This is a genomic window from Pseudomonas sp. NC02 (assembly GCF_002874965.1).
Lineage (GTDB): Bacteria > Pseudomonadota > Gammaproteobacteria > Pseudomonadales > Pseudomonadaceae > Aquipseudomonas.
Genome location: NZ_CP025624.1, coordinates 5,510,388 through 5,536,243, shown reverse-complemented (window position 1 = coordinate 5,536,243; position 25,856 = coordinate 5,510,388). Strand labels below are relative to the sequence as shown.

23 protein-coding genes and 2 tRNA genes are annotated in these 25,856 nt (G+C 60.4%); 10 read left to right on the top strand and 15 right to left on the bottom strand.

Annotated elements, in window-relative coordinates; genetic code table 11:
- Positions 1–246 precede the first annotated feature (246 nt).
- Positions 247–897, top strand: coding sequence for a response regulator transcription factor ErdR (erdR, locus tag C0058_RS26010; RefSeq protein WP_003208636.1), 651 nt, complete (start codon positions 247–249; stop codon positions 895–897).
- A 75-nt stretch (positions 898–972) separates the two neighbouring features.
- Entirely contained in the window at positions 973–1,335 is a 363-nt protein-coding gene (locus C0058_RS26005) for a diacylglycerol kinase (RefSeq protein ID WP_003208635.1), read from the top strand.
- On the opposite strand, the gene C0058_RS26000 is transcribed toward C0058_RS26005, so the two are convergent.
- Positions 1,332–2,258: a LysR family transcriptional regulator gene (locus tag C0058_RS26000; protein ID WP_003208633.1), complete on the bottom strand. Its 927-nt coding sequence runs from the start codon at positions 2,256–2,258 to the stop codon at positions 1,332–1,334. The genes C0058_RS26005 and C0058_RS26000 overlap by 4 nt on opposite strands.
- Before the next feature lie 124 nt (positions 2,259–2,382).
- Here C0058_RS26000 and fpr point away from each other — a divergent pair, with 124 nt between their 5' ends.
- Entirely contained in the window at positions 2,383–3,162 is a 780-nt protein-coding gene (fpr, locus tag C0058_RS25995) for a ferredoxin-NADP reductase (protein ID WP_003189055.1), read from the top strand.
- Positions 3,163–3,280: 118 nt separating this feature from the next.
- On the opposite strand, the gene tsaA is transcribed toward fpr, so the two are convergent.
- From tsaA to rimO, 5 genes are all read right to left on the bottom strand, one after another.
- The gene (tsaA, locus tag C0058_RS25990; RefSeq protein WP_102369819.1) at positions 3,281–3,976 is read right to left on the bottom strand and encodes a tRNA (N6-threonylcarbamoyladenosine(37)-N6)-methyltransferase TrmO; all 696 of its coding nucleotides are present in this window, start codon (positions 3,974–3,976) and stop codon (positions 3,281–3,283) included.
- Between the two features lie 4 nt (positions 3,977–3,980).
- Positions 3,981–4,442, bottom strand: coding sequence for a DUF1456 family protein (locus C0058_RS25985; RefSeq protein WP_003208629.1), 462 nt, complete (start codon positions 4,440–4,442; stop codon positions 3,981–3,983).
- 77 nt (positions 4,443–4,519) lie between these two features.
- Positions 4,520–5,230, bottom strand: a complete 711-nt coding sequence (locus tag C0058_RS25980) for an rRNA pseudouridine synthase (RefSeq protein WP_003208627.1) — start codon at positions 5,228–5,230, stop codon at positions 4,520–4,522.
- Between the two features lie 71 nt (positions 5,231–5,301).
- On the bottom strand, positions 5,302–5,775 hold the full coding sequence (locus tag C0058_RS25975) for a GNAT family N-acetyltransferase (protein WP_102369818.1): 474 nt from the start codon (positions 5,773–5,775) through the stop codon (positions 5,302–5,304).
- A 103-nt stretch (positions 5,776–5,878) separates the two neighbouring features.
- Positions 5,879–7,219, bottom strand: a complete 1,341-nt coding sequence (rimO, locus tag C0058_RS25970; protein WP_003208624.1) for a 30S ribosomal protein S12 methylthiotransferase RimO — start codon at positions 7,217–7,219, stop codon at positions 5,879–5,881.
- Positions 7,220–7,520: 301 nt separating this feature from the next.
- Here rimO and C0058_RS25960 point away from each other — a divergent pair, with 301 nt between their 5' ends.
- Positions 7,521–9,422 carry a potassium transporter Kup gene (locus tag C0058_RS25960; RefSeq protein WP_010170040.1) on the top strand — a complete coding sequence of 634 codons (1,902 nt, stop codon included), beginning with the start codon at positions 7,521–7,523 and terminating at the stop codon, positions 9,420–9,422.
- Positions 9,423–9,476: 54 nt separating this feature from the next.
- Here the strand turns inward: C0058_RS25960 and C0058_RS25955 are convergent, their stop codons facing one another.
- From C0058_RS25955 to C0058_RS25940, 4 genes are all read right to left on the bottom strand, one after another.
- Positions 9,477–10,763 carry a virulence factor family protein gene (locus tag C0058_RS25955; RefSeq protein WP_102369817.1) on the bottom strand — a complete coding sequence of 429 codons (1,287 nt, stop codon included), beginning with the start codon at positions 10,761–10,763 and terminating at the stop codon, positions 9,477–9,479.
- Positions 10,763–13,405, bottom strand: coding sequence for a bifunctional lysylphosphatidylglycerol flippase/synthetase MprF (gene mprF / locus C0058_RS25950; protein WP_003208619.1), 2,643 nt, complete (start codon positions 13,403–13,405; stop codon positions 10,763–10,765). Before mprF ends, C0058_RS25955 begins: the two co-directional genes overlap by 1 nt.
- A gap of 280 nt (positions 13,406–13,685) precedes the next feature.
- Positions 13,686–13,762, bottom strand: a tRNA-Met gene (locus C0058_RS25945).
- 206 nt (positions 13,763–13,968) lie between these two features.
- Positions 13,969–14,045 (bottom strand) — tRNA-Met (locus C0058_RS25940).
- 291 nt (positions 14,046–14,336) lie between these two features.
- Here C0058_RS25940 and dinB point away from each other — a divergent pair.
- Positions 14,337–15,395 (top strand): DNA polymerase IV, encoded by a 1,059-nt coding sequence (dinB, locus tag C0058_RS25935; protein WP_003208617.1) that lies wholly within the window; start codon positions 14,337–14,339, stop codon positions 15,393–15,395.
- Between the two features lie 115 nt (positions 15,396–15,510).
- Here the strand turns inward: dinB and C0058_RS25925 are convergent, their stop codons facing one another.
- The 4 genes from C0058_RS25925 to C0058_RS25910 form a co-directional block, all read right to left on the bottom strand.
- The gene (locus C0058_RS25925; protein ID WP_003208616.1) at positions 15,511–16,464 is read right to left on the bottom strand and encodes a hypothetical protein; all 954 of its coding nucleotides are present in this window, start codon (positions 16,462–16,464) and stop codon (positions 15,511–15,513) included.
- A gap of 20 nt (positions 16,465–16,484) precedes the next feature.
- The gene (locus C0058_RS25920; protein WP_008433579.1) at positions 16,485–18,200 is read right to left on the bottom strand and encodes a proline--tRNA ligase; all 1,716 of its coding nucleotides are present in this window, start codon (positions 18,198–18,200) and stop codon (positions 16,485–16,487) included.
- A gap of 179 nt (positions 18,201–18,379) precedes the next feature.
- Entirely contained in the window at positions 18,380–19,921 is a 1,542-nt protein-coding gene (locus tag C0058_RS25915; RefSeq protein WP_008433581.1) for an AmpG family muropeptide MFS transporter, read from the bottom strand.
- Positions 19,922–19,964: 43 nt separating this feature from the next.
- A complete protein-coding gene (locus C0058_RS25910; protein ID WP_218166212.1) occupies positions 19,965–20,279 on the bottom strand; it encodes an MGMT family protein in 315 nt (104 codons plus the stop codon).
- A gap of 202 nt (positions 20,280–20,481) precedes the next feature.
- On the opposite strand from C0058_RS25910, the gene C0058_RS25905 reads away from it, so the two are divergent.
- The gene (locus C0058_RS25905) at positions 20,482–21,489 is read left to right on the top strand and encodes a DUF481 domain-containing protein (protein ID WP_003208606.1); all 1,008 of its coding nucleotides are present in this window, start codon (positions 20,482–20,484) and stop codon (positions 21,487–21,489) included.
- Positions 21,490–21,504: 15 nt separating this feature from the next.
- On the opposite strand, the gene C0058_RS25900 is transcribed toward C0058_RS25905, so the two are convergent.
- Positions 21,505–22,263: an SDR family oxidoreductase gene (locus tag C0058_RS25900; RefSeq protein WP_102369815.1), complete on the bottom strand. Its 759-nt coding sequence runs from the start codon at positions 22,261–22,263 to the stop codon at positions 21,505–21,507.
- A 75-nt stretch (positions 22,264–22,338) separates the two neighbouring features.
- Between C0058_RS25900 and C0058_RS25895 the strand changes: the two genes are divergently transcribed.
- The 4 genes from C0058_RS25895 (at position 22,339) to groL (ending at position 25,853) form a co-directional block, all read left to right on the top strand.
- Entirely contained in the window at positions 22,339–23,070 is a 732-nt protein-coding gene (locus tag C0058_RS25895) for a HugZ family protein (protein ID WP_003208603.1), read from the top strand.
- Between the two features lie 66 nt (positions 23,071–23,136).
- Positions 23,137–23,613: an FxsA family protein gene (locus C0058_RS25890; protein ID WP_003208601.1), complete on the top strand. Its 477-nt coding sequence runs from the start codon at positions 23,137–23,139 to the stop codon at positions 23,611–23,613.
- 249 nt (positions 23,614–23,862) lie between these two features.
- The gene (gene groES / locus C0058_RS25885) at positions 23,863–24,159 is read left to right on the top strand and encodes a co-chaperone GroES (protein WP_003208599.1); all 297 of its coding nucleotides are present in this window, start codon (positions 23,863–23,865) and stop codon (positions 24,157–24,159) included.
- A 50-nt stretch (positions 24,160–24,209) separates the two neighbouring features.
- A complete protein-coding gene (gene groL / locus C0058_RS25880; protein ID WP_003208597.1) occupies positions 24,210–25,853 on the top strand; it encodes a chaperonin GroEL in 1,644 nt (547 codons plus the stop codon).
- The last annotated feature ends 3 nt before the right edge of the window (positions 25,854–25,856 follow it).

Here is a 25,856-nt window from a genome sequence, read left to right as displayed (position 1 = left end):
GCCAGCCGACCTTTGCATGATGGCCGCGCAAACGCGCAGCCCGCTAAAATAGCCACGGGCGTAGCGCTTGACCACCCAGGCTACGCTGGGCATGCTTGGCGCCGATTGGGGCGCTGTCACAGATTGGATACGTCGCTTTTTGACGTTGAGCGCGCCCTTTGGTGACTGCTGGCCTGGCAGCCACCTTGCGCGTTGGCGAGCACTGAACCCATCAGTGCCGCCCTAAAAAACAGGATCATTTAATAAATGGCCACATACGAAATCCTGATTGCCGATGACCACCCGCTGTTTCGCAGTGCGCTGCACCAGGCGGTCACGCTGGGCCTGGGGCCGGATGTACGCCTCGTCGAAGTCGCCAGCATTGCCGAGCTGGAAACCCGCCTTACCGAAAAGTCCGACTGGGACCTGGTCCTGCTGGACCTGAACATGCCGGGTGCCTACGGTTTTTCCGGGCTGGTGCTGCTGCGTGGGCAATACCCGCAGATACCGGTGGTGATGGTGTCGGCCCAGGAAGAGGCGTCGGTGGTGGTGCGCTCCAAGGAGTTCGGTGCCAGTGGTTTCATTCCCAAGTCCAGCTCCATGGAAGACATCCAGAAAGCCGTGCGCACGGTGCTGGATGGCGATGTCTCCTGGCCGCCGCAGGCCTTTGAAGAGATCAACGTCTCCGACGAAGCCAAGGCCGCGCGTGATGGCCTGGCCAGCCTCACGCCCCAGCAGTTCCGCGTGCTGACCATGGTCTGCGAAGGCCTGCTGAACAAGCAGATTGCCTATGAGTTGAGCGTGTCGGAAGCGACCATCAAGGCTCACGTCACGGCGATCTTCCGCAAGCTCGGCGTACGTACGCGAACCCAGGCGGCGCTGCTCTTGCAACAACTTGAGTCAATTTCACAGCATTAAGACGCTGTTCATTCACGTTTTTTTGACTTTGCTTGCTCTAGTTTCCCCACACCTTTTTGCTCAGTTGCCTACTCTATGTCGCCTTTCAAGGGTCAAACCGGTATCAAACGTATTTTCAACGCAGGCGGATATTCCCTGGATGGCCTGCGTGCGGCTTTCACCGGCGAGGCGGCGTTTCGTCAGCTGGTGTTGCTCAATGTCATCCTGATCCCGCTGAGTTTCTTCCTTAACGTCAGCCGGGTAGAGCGGGCGCTGCTGATCGCCGTGTGCCTGCTGGCATTGATCGTCGAGTTGCTCAACTCCGCCGTCGAAGCGGCGATCGACCGGATTTCCCTGGACCTGCACCCCTTGTCGAAAAATGCCAAGGACATGGGCAGCGCCGCGCAGTTCGTAGCGCTGACCATGATTACCCTGGTGTGGGCCGTGATCCTGATCTAGGCAATGGTCGGCAGTACGATCTCGTCGCTGCGCTGCACCCCGGCGGTGAACGACCGGCACAGCTCGAGGAATTCGCGCATCGCCGAGGTCTGGTACTTCTGCTTGTGCCAGATGAAGTAGAACTGCCGGGCCAGGTCCAGGTCCGGGGTTTCCACCGGTACCAGGCTGCCACGCCGGAAGGCGTCGCGCAGCGCCAGCCGGGAAATGCAGCCAATCCCCAAGCCTGATTCCACCGCGCGTTTGATTGCCTCGGTGTGTTCCAGCTCCAGGCGGATATTCAGCGCGCTGCGGTGATGCCGCATGGCCTGGTCAAAGGTCAGGCGTGTTCCAGAGCCTTGTTCCCGCAGGATCCAGGCTTCATGGGTCAGCTCTTCCATGGTCGCCTGGCCGCGCTTGGCCAAGTGATGCTGGGGTGCGCAGAACACCACCAGTTCATCTTCCACCCAGGTTTGCACCTCGATGTCCGGGTGGCTGCAGTCGCCTTCGATTAGACCCAGATCAATTTCGTAGTGCGCCACCTGATGCACGATATGCGCAGTGTTCTGCACATGCAGCTTCACCTGGCTCTCGGGATGCTGCTGCATGAAGCTGCCGATCAGCAGCGTGGCCAGGTAGTTGCCGATGGTCAGCGTGGCCCCGACCGCCAGGGAGCCGAAGCCCGACTTGCCGTTGAGCAGGTCCTCAATCTCCTTGGCCTGGTCCAGCAGTGCCACCGCCTGGGGCAATAGCTGGTGACCGAGGGCGTTGAGGCTCAGGCGTTTGCCCGCGCGGTCGAACAACTGGCAGCTGGATTGACGCTCCAGCTCGGTAATCGACGTGCTGGCGGCGGATTGAGATAAGGCCAGAAGGCCAGCAGCGCGCGAGACGCTTTCCTGCTGGGCGACGGCGACGAAGACTTGCAGTTGACGTAGAGTAAATCGCATATCGATATAACCGATAACCCTTATCTTAATAATCCAGTTAACAGATATTGTCGCCGCCATTAGAATGCTGTGCAATTGCGCATCCATCATTTGGCGCAGACCCATTTCCAGGAGTCCCCCGTACATGAGCAACATGAACCACGAGCGTGTCCTCAGTGTTCATCACTGGAACGACACTCTGTTCAGCTTCAAGTGCACCCGCGATCCGGGCCTGCGCTTCGAGAACGGTCAGTTCGTGATGATCGGCCTGCAACAGCCCAACGGCCGCCCGCTCATGCGCGCTTACTCGATTGCCAGCCCGAACTGGGAAGAGCATCTGGAGTTCTTCAGCATCAAGGTGCCTGATGGCCCGCTGACTTCCCAATTGCAGCACTTGAAGGAAGGCGACGAGATCATCATCAGCAAAAAACCGACGGGCACCCTGGTGCTTGACGATTTGAAGCCGGGCAAACACCTGTACCTGCTCAGCACCGGCACTGGCCTGGCGCCGTTCATGAGCGTGATCCAGGACCCGGAAACCTACGAGCGTTTCGAAAAAGTGATCCTGTGCCACGGCGTGCGTTACGTCAACGAAGTCGCCTACCGTGAATTCATCACCGAGCACCTGCCGCAGAACGAGTTCTTCGGCGAGGCCCTGCGTGACAAGTTGATCTACTACCCGACCGTGACCCGCGAGCCGTTCGAAAACGAGGGCCGCCTGACCGACCTGATGCGCAGCGGCAAGCTGTTCAGCGATATCGGGCTGCCGCCGATCAATCCTGAAGACGACCGCGCCATGCTGTGCGGCAGCCCAAGCATGCTGGATGAAACCAGCGAAGTGCTCAACAGCTTCGGTTTGAAGGTTTCCCCGCGTATGCGTGAGCCGGGCGACTACCTGATCGAGCGTGCGTTCGTCGAGAAATAAGCGCGACGCAAAAAAATGTGGGAGCGGGCTTGCTCGCGAAAGCGGTGTAACAGTCACCAGATGTATTGACTGATCCACCGCTTTCGCGAGCAAGCCCGCTCCCACATTTGTTTCCGGTTTACCCGGCCGACACGACTTCCAGCACACAAATCATCCCGGCTTCGGGATAGTGCCAGCGCACATCAACATCCCAGAACTGCGCCCCGTATTCCCGCTCCGGCCCCGGCGTCTGGTACGCCGGCCGTGGATCCTGCGCCAGGCACTGCTCGATCAACGCCACCAATGGCTCGCCAAGGCGCTGAGCGTGGCCTTCTGCCTGTTGCAGCGCAGTCTTCAGCCACTGCACGGGAATCAGCGGTGGCGCAGCGCTGGCGATGCTGTTGGTCGCAGTGTCAACTATGTCTGCGTACGGCACGTACGGCTTGATGTCGAGAATCGGTGTGCCATCCAGCAGGTCGATCCCGGATATCCACAGGCGCCCATCTTCCACCTTGTCCAGCTTGACCACTGACTGGCCGATGCCGTTGGGCCTGTGCGTCGCGCGGGTGGCGAACACGCCCATGGACGTGTTGCCACCCAGGCGAGGCGGGCGCACTTTCAGGCGGGGCTTGTCTTCCAGCGCCTGGTGGAACAGGAACAGCAGCCACACATGGCTGACCTGTTCCAAACCCTGCACCGCCTCACCCTGGTCGAATGGCGCCACCAACTCCAGCACGCCCCGGGCGGCAGGCGCCAGTTGTGGCTGGCGCGGGATGGCGAACTTCTCCTTGAAGCAGGAGCGGACAAAGCCGATGGGCGAGACGCTGTAGTTCACGGGTTTAGGCGCGAACGCGCAGGGTCAAGCCCTTGAGGAAGTTGCGCAACAGCTGGTCACCACAGGTGCGGTAGTTGGTGTGGCCGAACTTGCGGAACAGTGCGCTCAGCTCAGGCTTGGACACCGGGAACTCGGAGGCCTTGAGGATTGCGTGCATGTCGTCTTCCTTCAGTTCGAAGGCCACGCGCAGTTTCTTCAGGACGATGTTGTTGGTCACCGGCAGTTCGATCGGCTGCGGTGGACGGCTCTCGTCCTTGCCGCGCTTGAAGATCACCAGGCCATCGAGGAAATGCGCCATGACTTCGTCCGGGCAGAACACGAAGCCTTCTTCCTCGTCTTTCTTGAGGTAGGTCAGCAGGTCGTCCTTGGTGACTTCCATGCCGCCGAGCTTGATGATCTCGACCATCTTGTTGTCGCTGATGTCGAGCATGTAGCGCACGCTGCGCAGTACGTCATTGTGAATCATGGTGGGCAATCCTGGTCATTCAACTGTGGACACCGCCCAGGCAGGCGGTATCGAGAGATTCGGCGGCGAAAAAAGTCTTAGAACTTTTCTTTGCCGGACAGATAGCGCCATTGGCCTACCGGCACTTTGCCGATGGAGACTCCGCCAATGCGGATGCGTCGAATGGCGACGACTTTCAGGCCGACGGCTTCGCAGAACAAGGCAATCACACCCGGTTGCGGGTTTTTCAGCGCAAAGCGCAGGCGGTTCTCGTTCTGCCAGCTGGCTTTCACCGCCGGCAATTCCTTACCTTTGTAGGTCAGGCCATGGTTGAGGCGGTTCAGGCCGTGGGCGACCATGTCGCCGGACACCTCCACCACGTATTCCTGTTCGATCTTGTTCGCGTCAGCGGTCAGCTTGCGCAAAATCTTCCAGTCCTGGGTGAACACCAGCAGGCCGCTGGCCTTGGCTTGCAGGTCACTGCTGGCGGTCAGGCGCAGGAAGTGGCCCTTGAGCGGGCGCTTGCTGAAGCGGTGTTCTTCCGACAGGGTCTCGGCGTTGATCGACGCCATGGCTGTCTCGGCATCCACGCCGGCGGGGGCGTGGAACAGGATGGTCACCGGCTCCGGCGCTGTGGCCTTGGCCTCAGGGTCAAGCTCGACCTTCTGGGTGGTGACCTTGAACTGCGGCTCGTCGATCACTTCGCCGTCCACCGTGACCCAGCCGCCTTCGATGAACAGCTCAGCCTCCCGACGGGAGCAACCGACCAGTTCGATGAGGCGTTTGGAGAGGCGTAGGGGTTCAGTCATGACAAGGGCCGAAACAAAAGGGGGCGGCTATTGTACCTGTGTGGCGCCGGTTAATCCCGGCTCCATTTCATTTAGCCGCGACGCGCCTGTGGCTGGGCCTGGCGCAAACGCATGTGCAGCAACGGATAAGGCTGGCCCATGCCGTCATGGTCCGTGCGTCCGATCACCTCAAAGCCCTGCTTGAAGTAAAAGCCCAGGGCCTGCGGGTTCTGTTCGTTGACGTCCAGTTGATCGGCATTCATCGACTCGATGGTATAGCGCAGCAATTGCCGGCCCAGGCCCTGGCCACGGTGCTCGGGGTCGATAAACAGCATCTCGACCTTGCCCGCGGCCACCCCGGCAAACCCGGTGATGCGCTGGCGCGAGTCCTTGGTGCAGATCAGCATCACCGCGTCGAGGTAGCGGGTCAGCACCAGGTTTTTCAGCAACTCGATGTAACTGTCCGGCAGGAAGTCATGGGTGGCCCGCACCGAAGCCTCCCAGATGCGGGTCAGTTCCTGATAGTCGCTGGATTTGGGTGTATGGATAACCGAATGCTGACGCATGCCCGCTGCCCCTTGCCGATGATTGGCGCCGATGGGCAAAACGATAGACCTAAAAAAGCCCCGCATCTTGTCCAGAGGCAGGGCTTTTTCAATTCTTTACACCTTATGCGCGTTTTTCAGCCCACAGGTCGTACTCGTCGGCGTCGGTCACGGTGCACCAGACCTTGTCGCCCGGCTTCAGGCCGCTGGCATCGTCGATGAACACGTTACCGTCGATTTCCGGTGCATCGAAGAAGCAGCGGCCTACAGCGCCTTGCTCGTCGACTTCGTCGATCAGTACTTCGATCTCACGGCCGATGCGCAGTTGCAGGCGCGCCGAGCTGATGGCCTGCTGGTGCGCCATGAAGCGCTCCCAACGGTCCTGCTTGACGTCGTCCGGCACGATGGCAGCGTCCAGCAGGTTGGCCGGAGCACCTTCCACCGGCGAGTACTGGAAGCAGCCGACGCGGTCCAGCTGGGCCTCGGTCAGCCAGTCCAGCAGGTACTGGAAGTCTTCTTCGGTTTCGCCGGGGAAGCCGACGATGAAGGTGGAGCGGATGATCAGGTCCGGGCAGATCTCGCGCCAGTTCTTGATGCGCGCCAGGGTCTTGTCTTCGAAGGCCGGGCGTTTCATGGCCTTGAGGATTTTCGGGCTGGCGTGCTGGAACGGGATGTCCAGGTACGGCAGGATCTTGCCGGCGGCCATCAGCGGGATCAACTCGTCAACGTGCGGGTACGGGTAAACGTAGTGCAGGCGCACCCATACGCCGAGGCTGCTCAGGGCTTCGCAGAGTTCGGTCATGCGGGTTTTCACCGGCGCGCCGTTCCAGAAGCCAGTGCGGTATTTGACGTCGACGCCGTAGGCGCTGGTGTCCTGGGAGATCACCAGCAGCTCTTTCACGCCGGATTTGACCAGGCGCTGGGCCTCGTCCAGCACGTCGCCTACCGGGCGGCTCACCAGTTTGCCGCGCATCGACGGGATGATGCAGAAGCTGCAGCTGTGGTTGCAGCCTTCGGAAATCTTCAGGTAGGCGTAGTGGCGCGGCGTCAGCTTGATGCCCTGCGGCGGCACCAGGTCGATCAGCGGGTTGTGGTCCTGGCGCGGCGGCACTACGTCGTGCACGGCGTTGACCACTTGCTCGTACTGCTGCGGGCCGGTCACGGCCAGCACGCTTGGGTGCACGTTGCGGATGGCGCCTTCTTCCACGCCCATGCAGCCGGTGACGATCACCTTGCCGTTTTCCTTGATGGCTTCGCCGATCACTTCCAGGGACTCGGCCTTGGCCGAGTCGATGAAGCCACAGGTGTTGACCACCACCACGTCCGCGTCCTGGTAGGTGGACACGACGTCATAGCCTTCCATGCGCAGTTGCGTAAGGATGCGTTCGGAGTCGACCAGAGCCTTTGGGCAACCCAGGGATACAAAGCCGACCTTGGGGTTGGCTTTTGCGATGGTGGTGGACATGTCTAACCTCGGTATTGAATGACGCCGCCCGTCGTGCACGAAAGGTGGCGGATGGGCACTTGGTGTGCCTCTGATCAAAAAGTGCGCAATTCTAGCGACGGGAATCGCTCTTGACCAGCTTTATGCAGGGAAATACGACGAGTGCTGCGCTATGCTTCGCGCCGTTGCACCTGAGTGAATTTCCTCGGTCAATAAATCGTCTGTAACGAGAAGTAAAACAGCGCATGCTGTGGACAGCATAGGCGCCCGCAGCAGGCGCGCTGTTTATAAAAGACCGCAGGTCAAAGGGCAGGAGTGGTTGATGGGTCAGGCAAGTAGTCAGGCAGCAGGTGCCGAGCAGTCCAACGCAAAGCCGATCGGCATGCTGGTGGCGGCAGTGGGGGTGGTTTACGGCGATATCGGCACCAGCCCGCTCTACACCCTTAAAGAGGTGTTTACCGGTGGTTATGGGGTTCAGGTCAACCATGACGGTGTGCTGGGGATCCTGGCGCTGATCTTTTGGTCGCTGATCTGGGTGGTCTCGATCAAGTACATGCTGTTCGTGTTGCGCGCCGATAACCAGGGCGAAGGCGGCATCATGGCCTTGACCGCGTTGGCGCGACGAGCAGCGGGTGAGCGCAAGCGGCTGCGCAGTTTCCTGGTGGTCTGTGGCTTGTGCGGCGCGGCGCTGTTCTACGGCGACAGCATGATCACCCCGGCGATTTCCGTGTTATCGGCGGTGGAAGGTCTGGAACTGGCCTTCGATGGCCTCGAAAAATGGGTGGTGCCGATCGCCCTGATTGTGCTGGTGGCCCTGTTCCTGATTCAGAAACACGGTACCGACCGCATCGGCAAGTTGTTCGGGCCGGTGATGGTGACCTGGTTCCTGGTGCTGGGCGGCCTCGGCGCCTACGGCATCACCCAGCATCCGGAAGTACTCAACGCCATGAACCCGATGTGGGGCGTGCGTTTCTTCGAGGCTCACCCGGGCATTGGCGTGGCCATCCTCGGTGCCGTAGTGCTGGCGTTGACCGGTGCCGAGGCGCTGTACGCCGACATGGGCCACTTCGGCCGCAAACCCATTGCCCGCGCCTGGTTCATGCTGGTGTTGCCGGCGCTGGTGCTGAATTATTTCGGCCAGGGTGCCTTGTTGCTCGGCGATCCTGAGGCCGCGCGAAACCCGTTCTACCTGCTGGCGCCGAGTTGGGCCCTGATCCCGCTGGTGGTGTTGTCCACGCTGGCCACAGTGATCGCGTCCCAGGCCGTCATCTCCGGTGCGTTCTCCCTGACGCGCCAGGCCATCCAGCTCGGTTATATCCCGCGCATGCATATCCAGCACACCTCCAGTGCCGAGCAGGGCCAGATCTACATCGGTGCGGTGAACTGGTCGCTGATGGTCGGTGTGATCCTGTTGGTGCTGGGCTTTGAGTCCTCCAACGCACTGGCATCGGCCTACGGCGTGGCGGTGACCGGCACGATGCTGATGACCACTATCCTGGTGTCGGCAGTGATGCTGCTGCTGTGGAAATGGCCACCGATATTGGCGGTGCCGGTATTGGTCTGCTGCCTGCTGGTGGACGGCCTGTACTTCGCGGCCAACGTGCCGAAGATCGTCCAGGGCGGTGCTTTCCCGGTACTCGCGGGGATTGTGCTGTTCGTACTCATGACCACGTGGAAGCGCGGCAAGCAATTGCTGGTGGACCGTCTCGACGAGGGCGGCCTGCCGTTGCCGATCTTTATCAGCAGTATCCGCGTACAACCGCCTCATCGCGTGCAGGGCACCGCGGTGTTCCTGACGGCGCGGCCAGACGCCGTGCCTCATGCGCTGTTGCACAACCTGCTGCATAACCAGGTACTGCACGAGCAGGTGGTGCTGTTGACGGTGGTCTATGAAGACATTCCACGGGTGCCGGTCGCACGCCGCTTCGAGGTGGATGCCTACGGCGAAGGCTTCTTCCGGGTGATCCTGCATTTCGGCTTTACCGATGAACCGGACGTGCCCGAAGCGCTGAAGCTGTGCCATCTGGATGACCTGGACTTCAGCCCGATGCGCACCACCTACTTCCTCAGCCGCGAAACCGTGATCGCGTCCCGCATCAAGGGCATGGCGCGTTGGCGCGAAGGGTTGTTCGCGTTCATGCTGAAGAACGCCAACGGCAACCTGCGCTTCTTCAAGTTGCCGGTTAACCGGGTGATCGAGCTCGGCACTCAAGTAGAAATGTAAGCCCAACAAAAAGCCCCCGGTGCCTTGCGGCAGCGGGGGCTTTTTTGTGGGCGCTTATTCGGCCGGGGTCTTGCCCTGGCGCTTCTCGATGATGTCTACCAGACGCTTGGCCAGCGCCGGGTAGTTCTCGTCGAAGTGATGGCCGCCAGGCAGCTTCACGGCTTCGCCGACAGCGGTCTTGTCGGTGCAGCCACTCTCGTCGACTTCTTCGGCACCGTAGATGCACACCACCTTGTCGGCCGGCAGCTTGGCCATTTCCGGGCCGGTCGCAGCTTCCTTGCCGGCGTTGCCCAGCCAGCCTTCCACTTCGATCTCGAAGCTGCCGGTGCGGGCGAAGGCCAGCAGGATGATCGCGTCTACACGCTGTTGCTCGTTTTCCGGCAGGCGGTTGTAGATGGCCGGCAGCACATCGGCGCCGAACGAGTAGCCGGTCAGCACGAAGCGCTTGGTGCCCCATTTCTGCCGGTAGTGCTGCATCAGCTCGGCGAGGTCCTTGGCGCTTTGTTCCGGAGTCTTGTGCTGCCAGTAGTAGCGCAGGGTGTCGATGCCCACCACCGGGTAGCCGATCTTGGCCATTTCACCGGCCACGTCGCGGTCCAGGTCACGCCAGCCGCCGTCACCGGAGAGGAACAGGGTGACGGTGTCCTTGGCCTGGCCAGCCGGCACTTCGACCACCGGAATTGCCAGGCCGCCGTTGTCCGAGCCCACCAGTTGCTTGCGCAGCTCGTTGTTCAGCACTTGCGGGTAGTGAACGTCGTAGTCGCTGATGCTGGTGGTAGCACGCGGTGTATCGCGTACGAAGCTGGCAGCATCGTCGTCAGGGTTATCGTTCCAGGCCACCAGCCAGCTACCGTGGGCCGAAGTCTTCGGCAGCGGGTCGTTGCAGCCTGGCTGCGCCAGCGCGAAGCCGACGGAGATGGCATTGGCCTTGTCGTCGTTCTGCGCGGCCAGCCAGCGCCAGGCCAGGGCTGCGCCAGGGCCGATGCCGCTGACCAGGGTCGCTGGGCCGGCAAGCTGGCCGAGGGCGGTTTGCAGGGCTTGTTCCTGCAGCTTGCAGTCGTCCTTGGGCAGGATCACCTGGACGATCTGCGCTGCGCCGCCCTGGCTCAGGGCGATCAGTTGGCTGTCGGTCAGGGTTTCGTCGGCCAGCACGGCCACGGCCACGCGGGCGTTGGGCGCGGTACCCGGGGTAACGCGGGTCAGGACCGTGCCATCGGCCTGTGGCAGTTGTTCCAGGGTCGGTTGCGGTGCAGGGCGGTTCCAGTACCAGTAGCCGCCACCGAGGATCAGTGCCAGTACCACCAAAAATGCCAATACATACCGCCAGGAGCGTCGAATCATCAGCGTTTCACCAATCCAGTCAAGCCGCCCGCAATCAGGGCGGCGGTGTCGGCCAGTGCCACCAGCGGATCAAGTCCTGCGGGCACGGCCATATAACGGGGTTCCCAGTCAGGCTGGAACTTGTCTTTGAAGCGGCGCAAGCCTTGGAAGTTATACAGTTGCTCGCCACGGCGGAACACCATCGAGCCCAGGCGTTGGGTCAGCGGGGCGCCACGTCGTGGTTGCAGGCCCGACAACGGCACCATGCCGAGGCTGAAGCGGGCGTAGCCATGGTTCTTATAATGTTGAATCAGGCCGACCATCATGAATTCCATGGTCAGTTTCGGCGCGTCCGGGTGCGCACGCATCAGGTCGAGACTGGCCAGGTCGTGGCTGTAGGTCTCAAGCAGGTTCGCAAACGCTACCGGGCGCCCTTCGAAGCGAATGATCGCAATACGAAAGTGCTTGAGGTAATCGTCGCTGAATCGTCCAAGGGAAAAGCCTTTTTCCCGCACGTTCTTGCCGGTCAGCCATGCGTCGGAGATGACTTTCAACTCCTCCATCGGGGCCTGGCCGGGTTCGTGAATCTCCAGGGACAAGCCATCACGGGTCCCGCGGTTCCAGGTGTAGCGCAGGTCCTTCATCTCTTTGCCCTTGGCTTCCAGGTCAAAGCGTTTGAGGTCGACCCGGGCTTCTTCACCCAGTTTGATCGCGGTGAGGCCGATGTCCATGTAGTACGGCAGGTTCTCCGCGCGCACCTGGTAGAACACCGGGCGGGCGTGGTGAATGTCGCACAGGTCGCGGAACTGCCAGATCATCTCGGCCCGTTGCAGGGTCGGGCCAATCGGATCGTACAAGGCCACCAGGCTGCGACCGCGACGAGCGTACATCAGGAACGCTTCGTCGTTGGGATGAAACAGCAGGGCCTTGTCGCCGGTCAGCGCCAGGCCGCCGTCGGGTTGTGCAGAGTTCATCAGGATCTTGGTGGCGCGCTCCAGTTCATCCGGTGTCGGCAAGTGGATGATCGGGCGCGCGGTACGCAGCAGCCAGGTCAGCGACACCACCACCAGCACCACGGCCGCGCCCAGCAGCGAACGCAGGCCCCGCGGGGCGTTGGCGTCGAGGGTGAACTGCCACCACAACTGATGGCTGTAGGGCACGTCCTGGTAGGCGAACAACAGCAGCCAGATCGACGCACCGAGTACGCACACGCTGGCCACCAGGTACAGCGGCGAGAACGGCAGTTCGGTCAGGCGGCTGGCGCGGTAGAACGAGCGCCGGAAGATCGCCAGCAGCACTGCCGTCATGGTCATCAGGCTGGCTTCTTCCCAGTCGAAACCCTTGAGCAGGGAGAGCAGGGCGCCGGTCAGCAGCAGCACCATGGTCAGCATCCACGCCGCGGACAACCGTCGACGCAGGCCCTGGGCCAACAGAAGGCAGAGCACGCCGATCAGGCTGGCACCAAAGTGCGACGCGTCAATCAGGCGATGAGGAATCAGGAAGCCGATGTTTTCCAGGCGTGAGTCGATTTCCGGGGTTGCGCCGGAAAACAGCAGGACCACGCCTGACAAAAAAACCAGTACGGCCAGGATCGGTGCAGCAAGGCCCGAGGCCGCGCGCAGGCTTTGTTGCGTATGGAACAGGCGCTGGGCTTCATTGACCAGCAGGAACACACAAGCGATCAACAGCGGCAGCACCACATAGATCATCCGGTACAGCAGCAGTGCGGCCGCCAGTGGCGCGGCACCGAGCTTGTCGGCGAAGGCAGCCAGCAGGATTGCTTCGAACACCCCGACGCCACCGGGTACATGGCTGAGCACACCGGCGGCCAGGGCCAGCAGGTACACCAGCAGGAACGGGCCAAAGGGCGGCGCTTCCGGCAGCAGCATATACAGCACGGTAGCGGCCGCAGCCACGTCGAGGGCAGTGATGATCAGTTGCAGGAAGGTCAGGCGACGGCCCGGCAGGCGCAAGGTGCGACGCCCAGCCTTGACCAGCAGGTTGTCCGGATACGGTTGTTCCGGCAGGCGGCGGCGGTAGATGCCGATGCACAGTGCGGCTGTTAACAGCAACACAGCGCCGGCGATACCGCCGAGCAGGCTTGCGGGTAGATGCAGGGCATTGGACGCGGCAGGCAGGTTGCTCAGGGTGGCCAGCGCAGCGAGCGGCGGCAGGGCGCAACCCAGGGCCAGGCTGGCAAACACGGTCATGCGCGCCACTTCCGAAGCGCCGATGCCATACCGTGCATATAAACGGTAGCGTACCGAGCCGCCCGAGAGCATCGACAGACCAATCGCGTTACCGATGGCGAATGCGGTAAAGCCGCCGTAGGCCAGAGTCTTGGCAGGCAGCTTCACGCCGGCATAACGGGCACCGGAAAATTCATAGCCCAACAAAATGATAAAGCCGGCGACAGCAGCACCGAACGCACCCAGCAGTGCAGGCTTGGGTACTTCAAGGATTGAATCGTGGAGCGCGTACAGATCCAGTTCAAGCAACAGGTGGCGACAGGCGATAAGGGCGATTGCGAACAGCAACAAGGTGACGGCCAGCCCGATGGGTTGGCGGTATTTGCTCAACAGATCCAGCCAGCGCAAACGGGTGGGAGTGATCGGTTGTGTCGCTGTGACAGAGTCTTGTGGTTCAGACGAGTTGGCGCGCATCAATCACCTCGTGGATTGTGCGCGACAGGATGGAGGTATCCAGCCAAGTTACCAATCCCTATGGACAAAATAATTACAAATATTAACGCGTATCGCGAAGTGCGGCGACAGCGCCCATTGGTCGTAGAAGGACAGTGCTTGAAGACTTAGCATAGCTTGCAATGAGATGGACTCTACAAACCGTGTACGGTTTCATGAAAGATGCCATGCCATTGTTTCAAAAGGACTTTTTCGTCAGATACAAAAAAGGCCACTCTTTCGAGCAGCCTTTTTTGATGTTTGGTTGCGGGAGCCGGATTTGAACCGACGACCTTCGGGTTATGAGCCCGACGAGCTACCAGACTGCTCCATCCCGCGTCTGTGTGGCGGCATTCTACAGAGCAACGGCGGGGTGTCAACCGTTAATCGAACGATGGGTCAAATAAGTGCAATTTAGCGTCGGATTGTCACGCGGGTGCGGTAAGTGCGCGATTGGGAAAGGTTTTTTGTCAGACAATCGAAACGAGGGCTAAAACAGACAGGCACAAAAAAGGCCACTCTTTCGAGTAGCCTTTTTTGATGTTTGGTTGCGGGAGCCGGATTTGAACCGACGACCTTCGGGTTATGAGCCCGACGAGCTACCAGACTGCTCCATCCCGCGTCTGTGTGTCGGCATTCTACAGAGGAACGCGAGTGTGTCAACCGCTGATTCAAAGAAAAGCGCTTGTGGTTCAATCGGTTAGCTCTCCAAGGTGGCCCCTTGATAGGTCGCGGGGCCAGTCTGGCCGAGGCTTTCAGCTCTATTGGGGGGTGTGTTTCGATTGAGAAAATGAATTCACCTGCGAATTTTCCTACCGCTTAAGCGGAAGATTCAAACTACTGGTGCTATATACAGGTGTGAGTGAGATACTGCCGGCCTATCCGTTTTCTGCCCAGAACCACTGCCTTATATATGACGCAGCGCAAAATCATCCACGTCGACTGTGATTGCTTCTACGCCGCCATCGAGATGCGCGACGACCCGACCCTGGCGCAAAAGCCCCTGGCTGTCGGTGGCTCGGCAGACCGTCGCGGGGTGATCGCCACCTGCAACTATGAAGCACGGGCCTATGGTGTGCGTTCGGCCATGTCGTCCCGCCATGCCCTGAAGCTGTGCCCGGACCTGACCATCGTCAAGCCGCGCATGGATGCTTATAAAGAAGCATCAAAGGAAATCCAGACGATCTTTCGCGACTACACCGACCTGATCGAACCGTTGTCCCTGGACGAAGCCTACCTGGACGTCTCCGACAGCCCGCATTTCGGCGGCAGTGCCACGCGCATTGCCCAGGACATTCGCCGGCGGGTCTCCAACCAGTTGCACATCACCGTTTCCGCGGGCGTGGCGCCGAACAAGTTTCTCGCCAAGATCGCCAGCGACTGGAAAAAGCCCAACGGACTGTTTGTGATCACCCCCGACCAGGTGGAAGACTTTGTCTCGGCGCTGCCTGTGAAAAAGCTCCACGGCGTGGGCAAGGTGACGGCCGACAAGCTGGCGCGGCTGGGGATCGAGGACTGCCTGCAACTGCGGGAGTGGAACAAGTTGGCGCTGGTGCGAGAGTTCGGCAGTTTTGGCGAGCGGCTTTGGAGCCTGGCGCGTGGGATTGATGACCGTGTGGTGCAGAACGACAGCCGCCGGCAATCCATCAGCGTGGAAAATACCTACGATGTCGACCTGCCGGACTTGCCCAGTTGCCTGGAAAAACTGCCGGAGCTGATGGACACCCTGGCCGGGCGCATGGCGCGCATCGACAGCAGTTATCGGGCGGGCAAGCCGTTCGTCAAAGTGAAGTTTCACGACTTTACCCAGACGACCCTGGAGCAGGCGGGGGCAGGGCGGGACCTGGAGAGTTACCGGCAGTTGCTGACCCAGGCGTTCAATCGCGGCGACAAGCCGGTGCGATTGCTGGGAATAGGCGTGCGTTTGCTGGATTTGAGCAACGGCAACGAGCAGCTCCAATTCCCCTGGTAGGAACCGAAAACCAAATGTGGGAGCGGGCTTGCTCGCGAATGCTGTGTGTCAGTTGACGCATGTGCTGGCTGACACGCCGCATTCGCGAGCAAGCCCGCTCCCACATTTAAAGGCTTCAGCGTGCTCCGGGATCCGCCACCAGGCGTCCGGCATCCTTGGTCAAGGCCTGCAGGAATTCCTGCTGCAACTCCGGATCATTGCGGGTCAGTTCGATCAGGCTCTGTTCCAGCTCGCTGGCTTCTTCTTCCAGGCCCAGCTCCGACAGGCGCTTGACCCGGTGCACCCACTCGTTGACCTCGTCGTCTTCCAGGTCGTCATAGATCAAACCGTGAGCTTCGAGCAATTTGCCCCGCAGGGTGCCGCTGATGGCCAGGGATGAGTCCGAGTGCACGTCATCCTGGGCATCTTCAACACTGATCTTCAGGGTGCTGATGCGGTTCAGGTCCTGCTCGGCAAACGGGCTGTCCAACAGGTTCAGGCGCAGCACGCCATCGCGGTCGGTGGTCAGCTCATGGGTTTGCTTGCCGGCAGTCACCTGTACCGGGCGCTCGCTCCAGGGCAGGCTCGAATACTCCACGCGCTTGTCGCGCTGGACTTCATCGATACCCGCCAGGTTCTGTTGCGCACGGCCGTTGGATTGCACGTTCATGAACGGGTTGAGCCCGTCCACGCCATAGCTGAGCCAATCCCGGGTCATGCTGGCAGGCAGGTTGCCCAGGGCAAACACATTCGCCACGTTGGCGCCGACGCCCGCCACCAGCGCGACCGCGCCCAGGGGCATCTCATAGAGTTTGCGCCAGGGCTGGTAGGGCGTGTAGCGGTCGTAGCGACGGGTAACTTCGAACTCGGTGACCTCAAAGGTCTTTTGCTCGTGAATGCGCACCCGGCGTTGCGGCAGCTCCAGCACCTTCGGCTCGCCCACGTCGATCTGCAGGCTGTGATCGAGCAATTTGCGCTCGATGCGTTCCTCGTGCTCGCTGCGTTGCGACATTTGGTTGGCGCAGCCGCTGACCAGCAGGGCGCCACATAACGTGGCGCCCCCCAGGGCTATGGTGTTTCGCTTGAACATGACGACTCTTGATCTGGTTTTCAGCGACGAATACGCGCCTGAAGGAAAGACAGCACGTCAGCCACCGGCAACGGTTGGGCCTCGGCTTCGGTCCGGCTCTTGTATTCCAGATTGCCATCGGCCAGGCCGCGGTCACTGACCACGATCCGGTGCGGGATGCCAATCAGTTCCATATCGGCGAACTTGATGCCCGGGCTGGTTTTCTTGTCCCGATCATCCAGCAGCACTTCAAAACCGGCAGCCGTGAGTTCGGCATACAGTTTGTCGGTGGCTTCGCGTACTTGCTCGGTTTCGTAGCGCAGCGGTACCAGGGCAACCTGGAATGGCGCCAGGGCGTCGCTCCAGATGATGCCTTTCTCGTCGTTGTTCTGCTCGATGGCAGCCGCAACCACGCGGGATACGCCAATGCCGTAGCAGCCCATTTCCAGGGTGATCGGCTTGCCGTTCTCGCCCAGCACTTCGCACTTCATCGCCTTGCTGTACTTGTTGCCCAGCTGGAAGATGTGCCCGACTTCGATGCCGCGCTTGATTTCCAGGGTGCCCTTGCCGTCCGGGCTTGGGTCGCCGGCCACCACGTTGCGCAGGTCGGCCACGGTCGGAACCGGCAGGTCACGTTCCCAGTTCACGCCAAAGTAGTGCTTGTCATCGATGTTGGCACCGATGCCGAAGTCGCTCATCAGCTCGACCGAACGGTCGATGATGATCGGCAATGGCAGGTTCAGCGGGCCCAGGGAACCGGCACCGGCACCAATGGCGTCACGCAGTTCGGCGTCGGTGGCCATGACCAGCGGGCTGGCAACGCCTGGCTGCTGGGCGGCCTTGATTTCGTTGAGCTCGTGGTCGCCACGGATTACCAGGGCGATCAGCTTGCCTTCTTCCTCGGCGCGCACGATCAGGGTCTTGATGGTCTTTTCAATCGGCAGATTGAATTTTTCCACCAGGGCCGCGATGGTCTTGGTCTCGGGCGTGTCCACCAGGCGCAGCTCTTCGCTTGGTGCAGGGCGGGAAGTTTCCCGTGGCACGGCTTCGGCTTTCTCGATGTTTGCCGCGTAGTCGGAACCGTTGCTGAACACGATGTCGTCTTCACCGGACTCGGCCAGCACGTGGAACTCGTGGGAGCCGGCACCGCCGATGGAGCCGTTGTCCGCTTCAACCGGACGGAATTTCAGGCCCAGGCGCGTGAACACATTGCAGTAGGCGGTGTGCATGCGGTCGTAGGTGACCTGCAGGGACGCCTGGTCAGCGTGGAACGAATAGGCGTCCTTCATGATGAATTCGCGGCCGCGCATCAAACCGAAGCGTGGGCGGATTTCGTCACGGAACTTGGTCTGGATCTGATACAGGTTGAGGGGCAGCTGCTTGTAGCTGCTCAACTCGTTGCGCATCAGGTCGGTGATCACTTCTTCGTGGGTCGGGCCGGCGCAGAAGTCCCGGCCATGACGATCCTTGAAGCGCAGCAATTCAGGGCCGTACTCTTCCCAGCGCCCGGATTCCTGCCACAGCTCAGCCGGTTGGGTGCTCGGCATCAACACTTCCAGAGAGCCGGCAGCGTTCATTTCTTCACGAACGATGGCTTCGACCTTGCGCATCACCTTCAAGCCCATGGGCAGCCAGGTGTACAGGCCCGAGGCCAGTTTGCGGATCATGCCGGCGCGCAGCATCAGCTGATGGCTGATCACGACCGCGTCGGAAGGCGTTTCTTTCTGTGTGGCGAGCAAATATTGACTGGTGCGCATGGTAGGCCGTTGTCGGTTGCTTGGACTTGAAATGACTTGGGATTGTACGGGCGCTTGCTGCCGACGTACAGGCATCTGGTTGCTGGAGCAGGGCTTCTGTGGGAGCTGGCATGCCTGCGATGCAGGCAACACGGTGTGTCAGTTACACCGCGGTGATGCAATCGCAGGCAAGCCAGCTCCTACAGTGATTCGTTTTCCTCGGGAGGATTCAAGCGAATCCGCCGGCTTTCCTGAAACCAGTGCAAGGCGATCAGGACCAGCGTCGGCACACCCAGCAGGCAGGTGATCATGAAGAAGTTGTGGTAACCGAACTTCTCGACCATCACCCCCGAATACCCGCCGATCAAGCGCGGCAGCAGCAGCATGATCGAGCTGAGCAGGGCGTATTGGGTGGCGGAGAACTTCAGGTTGGTCAGGCTCGACAGGTACGCGACAAACGCCGAGGTCGCCATGCCGGAACTGAAGTTGTCCAGGGAGATGGTGAAAATCAGCATCTGCAGGTCCGGGCCCATGTCGGCGAGCATCACGAACAGCAGGTTGGTGCCGGCCGATGCAATGCCGCCGATGAACAGGATCGGCAGAATCCCGAAGCGCACGATCAACAGGCCACCCATGCCGGCGCCCAGCAAGGTCATGATCAGGCCGAAGACTTTGCTGACACCGGCGATCTGGTCCTTGGTAAAGCCCTGGTCGATATAGAACACGTTGGCCATTACGCCCATTACCGTGTCCGACATGCGGTAGGTGGCAATCAGCCCCAACAGCAGGAAGGCCTGCCAGCGGTAGCGCAGGATAAAATCGTTGACCGGCGTGAGCACCGGCGCCAGGCCCCGGCGGCCCATGGTCGACAGGCACAGCGTGGTCAGGATGATGTAGAGGATGGCCCGCAGGAACGCGCGATCTTCCAGCAGCAGGTCCAGCAGGCTGACCCCATGGAACAGCACGCTGGCGAAGTCAGTGTTGTACAGCTGGGTGAACATCGCCGGCACCGACACCAGCAGCACGATCAACACGAACACCGAGACCAGCTGGTGAGCAAAGCTGTAGCGCCCGGCCTGCAATTGGGTACGCAGCGGCACATTGGGTTCGCGCATGAACAGCGTGGTCAGCAGCGCTGGCACCATCAGTGCACCAAACAGCACGTACGTACCGGCCCATGCCGAATGCTTGTAGTTGAACCCGGTGGAACCGAAGCCTTCGGCAAAAAACAGCGCACCTGCGGTGGCAAGCAGCGCGGCCACGCGATAACCGGACATATAGCTGGCGGCAAGCGCGGCCTGCTGGCTGTCGCTGGCGATTTCCAGGCGGTAGGCGTCTACGGCGATGTCTTGCGTGGCGGAAGCGAAGGCCACGATCACGGCAATGGCGATCAGCCAGGACAGATGCTTTTGCGGATCACAGAAACCCATGCCGATCAATCCGAGGATCACCAGCGTCTGGGACAGTACCAGCCAGGAGCGACGGCGTCCGAGCTTGCCGAGCAGTGGCAGGCGCCATTGGTCGAGCAGGGGCGACCAGACCCACTTGAAGGCATAGGCCAGGCCGATCAGGCTCGCATAACCGATGGTTTCGCGGGCCACGCCGGCCTCGCGCAACCATACCGAGAGCGTCGAGAACACCAACATGTAAGGCAAGCCGGCAGCAAAGCCGAGCAGCAACAGCACTAACGTCGAGGGGCTGGCATAGGCGGCGAGCGCGGCGCGCCAGGTTTTACGGGGCATGGGCTGGAGTCTGCCTCAGAATTACGCAAATAAAGCGCGCACTCTAACCGCTGTGCTCTACCGGGCGCCAGCCATGACGCTGAATATCAACACGATTGTTCAGGATGCTGACGCCTTCGCCGCGCAAACGCGCACGTTGCTCGTCACCCGAGGCACTGCCCACCGGCAGACTTATCCGACCACCGGCACCCAGCACGCGATGCCAAGGCAGTTTGGTGTCCTCGGGCAGTTGGCTCAGGGTGCGACCCACCCAACGTGCGGCGCGACCCAAACCGGCGAGGTGTGCCAGCTCCCCGTAGCTGATCACGCAGCCTTCGGGCACTTGGGCAAGGGTCAGGTACAGCACGGTGCGGCGCATTTCAGCGGGGCTTTGCGGAGCGTCGGTCAGTTCGTTCACGGTGGCATATCCGATGAAAATATCCGTCTATTTGTAAGAAGTTTCTGCAAAATGGGGGGCTGAGAGCGGAACTCGATACGAATACCCGAGTCAGTCCTTGCTAAGAAGTTATCCACCCCGATAATGCCCGTTTTTTCGTCAAACTCGAGCCCCATATCCGCTTATGTTGTCCAGAACCCTGCTGTGCCTCGCTGTCTTCAGCGCCTCCACCCCGTTGCTCGCCGACACCGTCTGGTTGAAGAACGGTGACCGCCTGACCGGCAAGATCAAGGTTTTCGACGGTGGCAAACTGCTGATCCAGACCGACTATGCCGGCGCGATCCCGGTGGACTGGAAGCAGGTCAAGACCCTGGAGAGCGATCAGGAATTGCTGGTCAAGCAGGATGCCTACAGCGGTGAGAAGGCCAAGTCCCTGCAGCCGGCCGACGATGGCAAGGTCATCCTGGCCAACGGCGAGGCGCCCAAGACCGTCGAGCTGGCGAGCATCCAGCAGATCATCAAGCCCAAGCCGGTGATCGAGGACCTGGTGTGGAAGGGCAATGTCGATATGGCGCTGGACTACAAGCGCGCGGAAAAAGACACCAACGACTACGACATCGACTTCAAGACCACTGCCCGCCATGGCCAGTGGCGCCATACCGCCGAGGGCGAGTACAACCGCGAATTCCAGGACGACGTGACCACCACCGACAACTGGGCGCTGGAGTACGACCTGGACCGGTTTATTACCGAACACTGGTTCTGGCAGGGCCGCTTGACCTACAAGCGCGACAAGGTCGAGGACCTGTCCCGCCAGCGCACCGTGGGTACCGGCCCGGGCTACCAATTCTGGGATGACGAACTGGGCGCGTTCTCCCTCGGTTCGCTGGTCAACCGCACCGACTATGAATACCAGGACGGCGGCAAGGACAACTTCTATTCGCTGGCCATGAAGTGGAACTACAACCGCTACCTGGTGGGCAAGACCGTTGAATTCTTCACCAATGGCGAAGTGGGCAAGCCGCTGGCCGGGCCGTCCGAGTACTCCCTGGATGCGGAAATGGGCTTGCGCTACAAAGTCACCGAGTGGGCCTCCCTCAACCTCAAGGCCGAGCGCGACATTATTAGTGGCGACTCGGAAAGCGCGTTGAGCAAGACCCGCTACACCGCAGGGTTCGGCGTCGCCTGGTAACGAGCCGCCTGGTAATTAAAGGCGTAACCCGCCGTCCATTTCCAGAATCCGCCCGGTGTAGTAGTCGTTCTCGAAGATATACGCCGCTGAATGGGCAATCTCCTCAGGCCGCCCCATGCGCTTGAGGGGAATGCCGGCGGTCATCTTCTCCAAGGCCTCGGGCTTCATGCCCAGGGTCATCTCGGTCTCGATAAACCCCGGTGCGATGCCCGCCACGCGGATGCCGTAGCGCGCCAGCTCCTTGGCCCAGGTCACAGTGGCGGCCGCTACACCGGCCTTGGCGGCGGAGTAGTTGGTCTGCCCGACATTGCCGGCCCGCGAGATCGACGAGATATTGATAATGGTGCCCTGGTTCTTCAGCTCCACCATTTTTGCCGCCACCTCACGGGTGCACAGGAACACCCCGGTAAGGTTGACATCGATCACCGCCTGCCACTGGGCCAGGCTCATCTTGGTCATCTCGCCGTCCTTGACCTTGAGCAGCAAGCCATCACGCAAGATCCCGGCGTTGTTGATCAAGCCGTTGATGGCACCGAAGTCTTCGGCGATCCGTGCCACGGTGTGGGTCACCTGCTCTTCATTCGCCACGTTGCACAGATAGGCGCGGGCCTTCACTCCATGGGCCTGGCAGGCGGCCACCGCCTGGTCGAGTTTTTCCTGATTGAGGTCCACCAGCGCCAGGTTGGCGCCTTTGGCGGCAAAATACTCGGCCATGGAGCGGCCCAAACCCTGGCAACCGCCGGTGATAATGATTACTTTGTCGTTGAGATGCATTCGCAAGTCCTGTGGGCAGAATTAAGCGGCTATCCAAGTTTGTTTTTTGACGAAATTTATCGAAGGAGTCATAAGTTGAGCGCGCACGTTGCCAAGAATGCCCGAGAACTACTGCTCAAGGAATACCGTGGGGCACTCGCCACCTTGTCCAAGGCCATGCCCGGTTTCCCGTTTGGGTCGGTGGTGCCTTATTGTCTGGACGCCGAGGGCCGGCCGCTGATCCTGATCAGCCGTATCGCCCAGCACACCCATAACCTGCAGAAAGACCCCAAGTGCTCGTTGCTGGTCGGTGAGCGTGAGGCCGACGACGTGCAAGCGGTAGGGCGCCTGACCTACCTCGCCGAGGCCGAAAAGCTCGAAGACGGCGCTGCGATTGAAGCCGCCGCCGAGCGTTATTACCGCTATTTCCCGGACTCGGCGAACTACCACAAGGCCCATGATTTTGACTTCTGGGTGCTCAAGCCGGTGCGCCATCGTTATATCGGCGGGTTCGGCGCGATCCACTGGGTCGACCAACTGACCCTGGCCAATCCGTTTGCCGGCAAGGCCGAGCTGAGCATGGTCGAGCACATGAACAGCGACCACACCAAGGCGATTGCCCACTATGTCGAACTGGCCGGCCTGCCGACCTCTGAGCCTGCGCAACTGGCCGGTATCGACAGCGAAGGCATGCATTTGCGCATTGGCCAGGCCCTCTACTGGCTGCCCTTTGCCGAGCCTTGCAACACGCCGACACAAGTACGCGAAGCCTTGGTTTTCCTGGCTCACGCCGAGGTCTGGCCGAAAAAAGCAGCCGCTGAAGCTTGAATTCACGAAACGGCGACGTCATCTAAGGTGAAGTAGCAAGGCATTCTTGCGTTGAGGAACCATTTGATGCGCCCTTTTTTGTTGCTCTTTTTGTTGTTTCCGGTGCTTGAGCTGTTCGTATTCGTACAAGTCAGCGGGGCAATCGGGTTTTTCCCGGCGCTGCTGCTGATCATTCTCGGCTCGATGCTCGGCGTACTGGTGCTGCGCGTCGCCGGCCTGGCCACGGCGCTGCGTGCCCGCGAAAGCCTGAATCGTGGCGAGCTGCCGGCCCAGACCATGCTCGAAGGCCTGATGATGGCATTGGCCGGTGGCCTGCTGATCCTGCCGGGCTTTATCAGCGATGTGGTTGGCCTGGTGATGTTGCTGCCATTCACTCGCAAAGTGCTGGCGGGCAAGATGCGCCAGCGTGCCGAAGAGGCTGCCATTCGCCAGCGCGCCTTTGCCGATGACCTGCAACCCCGTGGTGGCCCGGCCCCGCGCCAGCCCCTGGGGCGCGAAGGTGACGTGATCGAAGGTGAGTTCGAACACCGCGACCCCAAGTAATCTCCTCACTGGCACGGCACCCGCGGGTGCCGTGCGGCTTTTGAAGACGCCCCCCGACACAAAAATTTTCATCTCGGTACCCTTGTAATAAGCTTATGCGCCCTTATGTAACGGTCACCGCAAGGTTTCTGGTGGCGACACCAGACAGACTTCCGCGTTTCGCGCCGCGAACCGCGACCGGCACCGCCGGAATTTAACTAGCCGGAATTGACACCGGCCGATGAAAAACACAATTAGGAGAGATCGACAATGAGCAAGCTTCGTCCTCTGCATGACCGCGTCGTCATCCGTCGCAGTGAAGAAGAAAAGAAAACCGCTGGCGGTATCGTGCTGCCAGGTTCGGCTGCTGAGAAAGCCAACCACGGTGTGATTCTCGCTGCTGGCCCAGGCAAGACCCTGGAAAACGGTGAAGTACGTGCGCTGGCTGTGAAAGTGGGTGACAAGGTTGTTTTCGGCCCTTACTCCGGCAGCAACACTGTGAAAATCGACGGCGAAGACCTGCTGGTAATGGCTGAGAACGAGATTCTCGCTGTTCTGGAAGGCTGATTTCCCCGCTCATCTTCCCGTTACTACAAAGTATTTAAGGAATATCGATCATGGCTGCTAAAGAAGTTAAATTCGGCGATTCCGCCCGTAAGAAAATGCTCGCCGGTGTGAACGTCCTGGCTGACGCAGTAAAAGCGACCCTGGGCCCTAAAGGCCGTAACGTGATCATCGAGAAGAGCTTCGGCGCTCCGACCATCACCAAGGACGGCGTTTCCGTCGCCAAAGAAATCGAGCTGAAAGATCGCTTCGAAAACATGGGCGCGCAGCTGGTCAAAGACGTTGCCTCCCGTGCCAACGATGACGCAGGCGACGGCACCACCACCGCGACCGTCCTGGCTCAGTCGATCGTCAACGAAGGCCTGAAAGCCGTCGCTGCCGGCATGAACCCGATGGACCTGAAACGCGGCATCGACAAGGCGACCATCGCCATTGTCAAAGAGCTGAAGTCCCTGTCCAAGCCATGCGCTGACACCAAGGCAATCGCTCAGGTCGGCACCATCTCGGCCAACTCCGACAGCTCCATCGGCGACATCATTGCCGAAGCCATGGAAAAAGTCGGTAAAGAAGGCGTGATCACCGTTGAAGAAGGCTCGGGCCTGGAAAACGAACTGTCGGTTGTTGAAGGCATGCAGTTCGACCGTGGCTACCTGTCCCCGTACTTCGTCAACAAGCCAGACACCATGACCGCCGAGCTCGACGGCCCACTGATCCTGCTGGTTGACAAGAAGATCTCCAACATCCGTGAACTGCTGCCAGTTCTGGAAGCTGTTGCCAAGGCCGGCCGCCCACTGCTGATCGTTTCCGAAGACGTTGAAGGCGAAGCCCTGGCGACTCTGGTTGTGAACAACATGCGCGGTATCGTGAAAGTGGTTGCTGTCAAGGCACCTGGTTTCGGCGATCGTCGCAAGGCCATGCTGCAGGACATCGCTGTCCTGACTGGCGGTACCGTTATCTCCGAAGAGATCGGCCTGAGCCTGGAAAGCGCTACCCTGGAACACCTGGGTAATGCCAAGCGCGTCACCGTGACCAAGGAAAACACCACCGTGATCGACGGTGCTGGTGTTGAAGCTGACATCCAGGCACGTGTTACCCAGATCCGCGCTCAAGTGGCTGATACCACTTCCGACTACGACCGTGAAAAACTGCAAGAGCGTCTGGCCAAGCTGTCCGGCGGCGTTGCAGTGATCAAGGTTGGCGCGGGTTCCGAAGTTGAAATGAAAGAGAAGAAAGCCCGCGTTGAAGACGCCCTGCACGCTACTCGTGCAGCCGTTGAAGAAGGCGTGGTACCTGGCGGTGGCGTGGCACTGGTTCGCGCTCTGCAGGCTATCTCCGAGCTGAAAGGCGACAACGCTGACCAAGACGTCGGTATCGCTCTGCTGCGTCGTGCTGTTGAAGCACCTCTGCGCCAGATCGTTGCCAACTCCGGCGACGAGCCAAGCGTAGTGGTCGACAAGGTCAAGCAGGGTTCGGGTAACTTCGGTTACAACGCTGCTACCGGCGAATACGGCGACATGATCGAAATGGGCATCCTGGACCCGGCTAAAGTGACTCGTTCGGCTCTGCAAGCGGCTTCGTCGATTGCCAGCTTGATGATCACCACTGAAGCAATGATCGCCGAGATCAAAGAAGATGCTCCAGCTGGCGGCGGTATGCCAGACATGGGCGGTATGGGCGGCATGGGCGGCATGATGTAAGCC